This is a genomic window from Streptomyces sp. P17, from assembly GCF_032436805.1.
Taxonomy (GTDB): domain Bacteria; phylum Actinomycetota; class Actinomycetes; order Streptomycetales; family Streptomycetaceae; genus Streptomyces.
In genome coordinates this window covers 52,065-58,311 of record NZ_JAVRBF010000058.1, presented here as the reverse complement: position 1 = coordinate 58,311, position 6,247 = coordinate 52,065, and the positions used below count along the sequence as shown (strand labels likewise).

The window sequence follows — 6,247 nt, the reverse complement described above, 5'->3', positions numbered from 1 at the left end:
TCCCGGTCGAGGAGCGCTGACACCTGCCGGTGGGGGTGCCGCTTTCGGGTGGTGCCCGCTACTGGGGCTGTGGCCCTTCGTGGCCGAGGTGCGGGGTCGGAGCGTGCGGCCGGGGGTCCGGGGGTTGTCCCCCGGGTGAGCGCAGCACCGGCGTGGTGGAGCGGGACTTCGTCCCGGTCGAGGAGCGCTGACACCTGCCGGTGGGGGTGCCGCTTTCGGGTGGTGCCCGCTACTGGGGCTGTGGCCCTGCTCAAGGCGTATGTGGCTGGTCGCGCAGTTCCCCGCACCCTTGGGCGGGTGCAGTTCCCCGCGCCCATTGAGCCGGCCTGGAAACGTACATGAGAAAGGCGCCCTGGCGGCGGTCCCCCCACGGGCCGACGTCCAGGGCGCCTTCCCATGTCCCGGTGCGGATTCCCCCCACGGGATCCGGCCGGGCGTCTGTGAGGACAGCGCCTGAATCGCTGTTGTGCGGTAACGCTTTGAGCAGAACGAGCGGAAATCCTCGTACTACTCGGTGTGCGGTCTGCCGGGACAACGCACGCTCGGGAGGGCCGCTCAAAGCTCCCCGGTGTGCGTGCCCCGGCAACGCATCTCTGAGGAAGTCCCCCAAGACATCCCCAGATGCCAGTCCACGCCCCCCAAGACGCTTCCTGACATCGCCAACTTAGACCTTCGAACCCCTTCGATGGTTACGTTCGCATCACTGTGATCTGCGTCTCTTGCATATGTCCGTTAGATGCGCAAGAGCCCCGATCAACCGAACGGGACCCAAGCGTAAGGATGATGCGCGAGCCTTGTGAAGAGCTTATGTGAGGCTCGCGCCGGACTCCAGAGGGGCAGGGCCTGTCCCTAACGGAAAGTCCGCAGCCGCAGGCTGTTCGTCACCACGAACACCGATGAGAACGCCATCGCCGCCCCCGCGATCATCGGGTTCAGCAGCCCGGCCGCGGCCAGCGGCAGCGCGGCCACGTTGTATCCGAAGGCCCACACGAGATTGCCCTTGATGGTGGTCAGTGTCCTGCGGGACAGCCGGATGGCGTCCGCCGCCACCCGCAGATCCCCGCGCACCAGCGTCAGATCCCCGGCCTCGATCGCCGCGTCCGTACCGGTGCCCATCGCCAGCCCCAGATCGGACGTGGCGAGCGCGGCCGCGTCGTTGACGCCGTCGCCGACCATGGCGACCGTCCGGCCCTCGCCCTGCAACCGCCGTACCGCCTCGACCTTCTCCTCGGGCAGCACCTCGGCGATCACCTGCTCGATCCCGACGGCCCGCGCCACCGCCTCGGCCACCGCCCGGTTGTCCCCGGTCAGCAGCACCGGCGTGAGCCCGAGGGCCCGCAGCTCGCGCACGGCCTCGGCGCTGGTCTCCTTGACCGTGTCGGCGACCGCGAGGACGGCACGCGCGGCCCCGTCCCAGCCGACGACGACGGCCGTACGTCCGCCCCGCTCGGCCTCGTCCCGCGCGCGGGCCAGCTCCTCGGGAAGCGCGCGGAAAAGCCGCCCCACGGCGACCTCATGGCCCTCCACCCGCCCGCGTACGCCCCGCCCGGGCACGTTCTCGAAGTGCTCGGCCACCGGCAGCTCCCCGGCCCGCTCCTCCGCGCCCGCGGCGACGGCCCGGGCGACGGGGTGCTCGGAGGCGTGCTCCAGGGCGCCCGCCAGCCGCAGTGCCAGCTTCTCGTCGGTGCCCTCGGCGACGTACACCTCGTGCAGGGTCATCCGTCCGGTCGTCACCGTGCCGGTCTTGTCGAGGACGACGGTGTCGACCCGGCGGGTGGACTCCAGCACCTCCGGGCCCTTGATCAGAATGCCGAGCTGGGCGCCCCGCCCGGTGCCGACCATCAGCGCGGTCGGGGTCGCGAGACCCAGGGCGCACGGGCAGGCGATGATCAGGACGGCGACGGCCGCGGTGAACGCGTCGACGGTGTCCCCGGTGGCGCCGAGCCAGCCGCCGAAGGTGGCTACGGCGATGAGGAGCACGACCGGCACGAAGACCGCGGAGATCCGGTCGGCCAGCCGCTGCACCTCGGCCTTGCCGTTCTGGGCCTGCTCCACCAGCCGCGCCATCCGCGCGAGTTGGGTGCCGGCGCCGACCCGCGTGGCCTCGACGACGAGCCGGCCACCGGCGTTGACGGTGGCGCCGGTCACGGAGGATCCGGCCGTCACATCCACCGGCACCGACTCCCCGGTCAGCATCGACGCGTCCACCGCCGAGACGCCCTCGACGACGATGCCGTCGGTGGCGATCTTCTCCCCGGGCCGTACGACGAACCGGTCCCCGACCGCCAGTTCGGCCACCGGGATCCGCCGCTCGCGTCCGTCCCTGAGCACGGCCACGTCCTTGGCGCCCAGTTCCATCAGCGCCCTGAGCGCGGCTCCCGCGCGGCGCTTGGCGCGGGCCTCCAGATAACGGCCGAGCAGGATGAAGGCGACGACTCCGGAGGCCACTTCGAGATAGATCGTCGAGGCGCCCTCCATCCCGCCGACGGTGAACCGGAACTCGTCCCGCATCCCGGGCATGCCCGCGTCCCCGAGGAACAGTGCCCACAGCGACCATCCGAACGCGGCCAGCGTTCCGATCGAGACCAGCGTGTCCATGGTCGCGGCCCCGTGCCGGGCGTTGGTCCATGCGGCCCGGTGGAAGGGCAGGCCGCCCCAGACGACGACAGGTGCGGCGAGCGTGAGCGCGAGCCACTGCCAGTTGTCGAACTGGAGGGCCGGGACCATCGAGAGCAGGACCACGGGCGCGGCGAGCAGCGCGGAGACGGTGAAGCGCTGCCGGTAGTCGGCGAGTTCGGGCTCCTGCGCGGCGGCCTCGTCGGCCACCGGCGGGGCCGGCTCCTCGGCCGTGTACCCGGTCTTCACCACCGTCGCGATCAGATCGGCGACCGCGATGCCCTCGGGGTAGCTGACCTTCGCCTTCTCGGTGGCGAAGTTGACCGTGGCGCTGACCCCCTCCATCCGGTTGAGCTTCTTCTCGACGCGGGCCGCGCAGGAGGCGCAGGTCATCCCACCGATGAGCAGCTCGACCTCGGAGGTGGGGGCTATCGGCTTCGACGCGGTGGCGGTGCTGGTCATGGCCGTACGGCGGTCAGACCGCGACGGTGCCGACGAGCTCGAAGCCGGCCTCGTCGACGGCGGCGCGCACGGCCTCCTCGTCCAGGGCGGCCTCGGAGATCACGGTGACCTCGCCGGTCGACGCGACGGCCTTCACGGAGCTGACGCCGGGGAGCTCGGAGATCTCGCCGGAGACGGCGCCTTCGCAGTGTCCGCAGCTCATCCCGCTGACCTTGTAGACGGCGCTCACGCTCATGTTGTTCTCCTCGTCGAGGCATGTGGGGCTGACGGGTTCCACGAGAGTCCCCGTACTACCCACCGTATACCCCTACGGGGTATTTCTCCAAGAAGGGTCTCTGTGGGCCGGCGACCGCCCGAGGTACGTGCCGAGGATTGGCGAGTTGACCTGGAACCGGGGATACGGGCCTGGGGAGCCGGGCGGCGGAGTGTGGGTCACGGCAAATCCCCCTGATTGGGCTGATTTGTTTGCACTCTATGGTAGGTACGCCCTATGTCGCAGGCCGGGACGCTCATTCTGATCTTGTCCATCGCGGTGCTGGCGCCGCTGCTCGCCCAGGGAGCCGGCCGGTGGCTGCCGGTTCCGCTCGTCATCTTCGAGATCGCGCTCGGCGTCCTGGTCGGCCCGGACGTGCTGGGCTGGGCGGGGGAGGGCGAGGTCATCGACACCCTCGCCGACCTCGGTCTGGCGATGCTGATCTTCCTCGCGGGTTACGAGATCGAGTTCGACAAGGTCCGCGGCTCCACCCTGCGCCGCTCGGTGCGGGCGTGGCTGATCGCGCTCGCGGTGGGTCTGGGCCTGGCCACCCTGCTGTCCGGGTTCGACCGGGGCGTCTACATCGGTACGGCGCTCACCAGCACCGCTCTCGGCACCGTCCTGCCCGTCCTGCGTGACGCGGGGCAACTGCGCTCCCGGTTCGGCTCGGTGATGATGACGTTCGGCGCGGTGGGGGAGTTCGGGCCGATCATCGCCATCGCCCTGCTGCTGAGCGGCCGTTCGCCGGGTCGCTCCACGGTGGTGCTGGCCGCGTTCGCGCTGCTGACGGCGGTCGCCGTGTGGTGGGCCACGCGGCCGCGGCCGCCGTGGTTCGCCAAGGTGGTCGAGGTGACGCTGCACACCAGTGGCCAGTTCGCCGTACGCCTTGTGGTGCTGCTCCTCGCGGCCATGCTCGGCATCTCCCGGGCGCTGGGCCTCGACACCCTGCTCGGCGCCTTCGCGGCCGGGGTGATCGCGCGGCTGCTGCTGCACGGGTCGGCGCCGCAGAGCGCGGAACCGGTGATGGAGAAGGTCGAGGCGATGGGGTTCGGCTTCCTGGTGCCGGTCTTCTACGTCGTCACCGGCATCGAGTTCGACCTGGACTCCCTGCTGTCCGGCGGCCGCGCCCTGCTGCTCCTGCCGCTGTTCCTGGTGCTCTTCCTCGTCGTCCGCGGCCTGCCGGTGTACGCCCTGGCCCCACGCGACCTGGGCGCCCGCGAACGCAAGGCCCTCACCCTCTTCGCCGCCACCGCCCTCCCCCTGGTCGTCGCCATCACGACGATCGGCGTCGGCGAGGGCGAACTGCGCACCGACGAGGCGGCGGCCCTGGTCGGCGCGGCGATGCTGTCGGTCCTGGTGTTCCCGCTGGCGGCGCTGCGGCTGCGGGGTGGGCGGGCGGCGCACAGGGATCCGCTCAAGGAACGGGAGCCGGAGTCGTGGTGAGGGTGCCGGAGGCGCCCGTCGCGGCCCTTCAAGCGGAGCGCTTAGCCTGCGCGCAGAAGGAAAGGAGCCGCCATGCGAGCCGTGGTCTTCGAGCAGTACGGCGAACCCGCCGAGGTACGTGAGTTGGCCGATCCCCGCCCCGCCGAGCACGGTGTGGTCGTACGCGTGGAGGCCACCGGCCTGTGCCGGAGCGACTGGCACGGCTGGCAGGGCCACGACCCCGACATCACCCTGCCGCATGTCCCGGGCCATGAACTCGCCGGTGTCGTCGAGGCGGTGGGCTCCCGGGTCACCGGCCGGCGTCCCGGCGACCGGGTCACCGGCCGGCGTCCCGGCGACCGGGTCACCGTCCCCTTCGTCTGCGCCTGCGGAAGCTGCCCCGCCTGCGCGGCGGGCGATCAGCAGGTGTGCGAGCGGCAGACCCAGCCCGGCTTCACCCACTGGGGGTCCTTCGCCCAGTACGTCGCCCTGGACCACGCCGATGTGAACCTGGTCGCGATACCGGACGACCTGTCCTTCGCCACCGCGGCTTCGCTGGGCTGCCGGTTCGCCACCGCGTTCCGGGCGGTGGTCCAGCAGGGCCGGGTCGCGGCGGGGGAGTGGGTCGTGGTGCACGGCTGCGGCGGAGTGGGCCTGTCGGCCGTGATGATCGCGGCCGCGTCGGGCGCGCGGGTCGTCGCCGTCGACATCTCGCCTCAGGCACTGGACCTGGCAAGGAAGTTCGGAGCGGCCCACTGCGTGGACGCGGTGAGCGTGCCGGACCCGGCGGAGGCGGTCCGTGAACTGACCGGTGGCGGTGCCCATCTGTCCCTCGACCCCCTGGGCTCGCCCGCCACCTGCGCCGCCTCGGTGAACGGTCTGCGCCGCCGCGGCCGGCACGTTCAGGTGGGCCTGCTGCCCTCACCCGACGGTACGACGCCCGTCCCCATGGCCCGTGCCATCGGCTGGGAGCTGGAGATCCTCGGCAGCCACGGCATGGCCGCGCACACCTACCCGCCGATGCTGGAGCTCGTACGATCCGGTGTCCTGCGCCCCGGCCTCCTGGTCACCGCCGCTGTCACCCTGGAGGAGACCCCGGCCGCGCTGGCGGCGATGGGCACGGCGCCGGGCTCGGGGGTGACGGTCATCGAGCCCTGGAGCTGAGGAGGGTGCCCCGGGGGGACACCCTCGCGACATCAGATCTCTCTTCGGCCGCGGTTGCCCGGGCGGGAGGCGACCCAGGCCCGGACGGTTTCGGCGTACCAGTAGGGCTTGCCGCCCTCCACATGGTCGGGCGGAGGCAGCAGCCCGTGCTTGCGATAGGACCGCACGGTGTCGGGCTGCACACGGATGTGCGCCGCGATCTCCTTGTAGGACCAGAGCCTTCGGTCGGTCATGAGGTGCACCTCCCCGCGCGCGCCGCGGCGGCGGCCGGGAACGGCCGTCGGGGGTACCGGGCGCTGCGCTGGCGATCACAAAGCCATGTGCCCCGTG

Annotated in this window: 5 protein-coding genes; 2 read left to right on the top strand and 3 right to left on the bottom strand. The window is 71.7% G+C overall.

The window, feature by feature from the left end; genetic code table 11:
• Nucleotides 1-849 precede the first annotated feature (849 nt).
• Together RMT89_RS31250 and RMT89_RS31245 are read right to left on the bottom strand one after the other, a co-directional pair.
• Nucleotides 850-3,078, bottom strand: a complete 2,229-nt coding sequence (locus RMT89_RS31250; RefSeq protein WP_315887091.1) for a heavy metal translocating P-type ATPase — start codon at nucleotides 3,076-3,078, stop codon at nucleotides 850-852.
• Nucleotides 3,079-3,091: 13 nt separating this feature from the next.
• Nucleotides 3,092-3,313 carry a cation transporter gene (locus RMT89_RS31245; protein ID WP_315887090.1) on the bottom strand — a complete coding sequence of 74 codons (222 nt, stop codon included), beginning with the start codon at nucleotides 3,311-3,313 and terminating at the stop codon, nucleotides 3,092-3,094.
• A gap of 255 nt (nucleotides 3,314-3,568) precedes the next feature.
• On the opposite strand from RMT89_RS31245, the gene RMT89_RS31240 reads away from it, so the two are divergent.
• Together RMT89_RS31240 and RMT89_RS31235 are read left to right on the top strand one after the other, a co-directional pair.
• Nucleotides 3,569-4,774: a cation:proton antiporter gene (locus RMT89_RS31240; RefSeq protein WP_315887089.1), complete on the top strand. Its 1,206-nt coding sequence runs from the start codon at nucleotides 3,569-3,571 to the stop codon at nucleotides 4,772-4,774.
• A 72-nt stretch (nucleotides 4,775-4,846) separates the two neighbouring features.
• The gene (locus tag RMT89_RS31235) at nucleotides 4,847-5,917 is read left to right on the top strand and encodes a zinc-dependent alcohol dehydrogenase family protein (protein WP_315887088.1); all 1,071 of its coding nucleotides are present in this window, start codon (nucleotides 4,847-4,849) and stop codon (nucleotides 5,915-5,917) included.
• A gap of 32 nt (nucleotides 5,918-5,949) precedes the next feature.
• Here RMT89_RS31235 and RMT89_RS31230 read toward each other — a convergent pair whose 3' ends face one another.
• Entirely contained in the window at nucleotides 5,950-6,150 is a 201-nt protein-coding gene (locus RMT89_RS31230; protein WP_315887087.1) for a MerR family transcriptional regulator, read from the bottom strand.
• Nucleotides 6,151-6,247 lie beyond the last annotated feature (97 nt).

Excerpts from the sequence above, each read along its gene's own strand:
- RMT89_RS31250 (WP_315887091.1), bottom strand. The coding sequence starts at position 3,078 with ATGACCAGCACCGCCACCGCGTCGAAGCCGATAGCCCCCACCTCCGAG.
- RMT89_RS31245 (WP_315887090.1), bottom strand. The coding sequence starts at position 3,313 with ATGAGCGTGAGCGCCGTCTACAAGGTCAGCGGGATGAGCTGCGGACAC.
- RMT89_RS31240 (WP_315887089.1), top strand. The coding sequence starts at position 3,569 with ATGTCGCAGGCCGGGACGCTCATTCTGATCTTGTCCATCGCGGTGCTG.
- RMT89_RS31235 (WP_315887088.1), top strand. The coding sequence starts at position 4,847 with ATGCGAGCCGTGGTCTTCGAGCAGTACGGCGAACCCGCCGAGGTACGT.
- RMT89_RS31230 (WP_315887087.1), bottom strand. The coding sequence starts at position 6,150 with ATGACCGACCGAAGGCTCTGGTCCTACAAGGAGATCGCGGCGCACATC.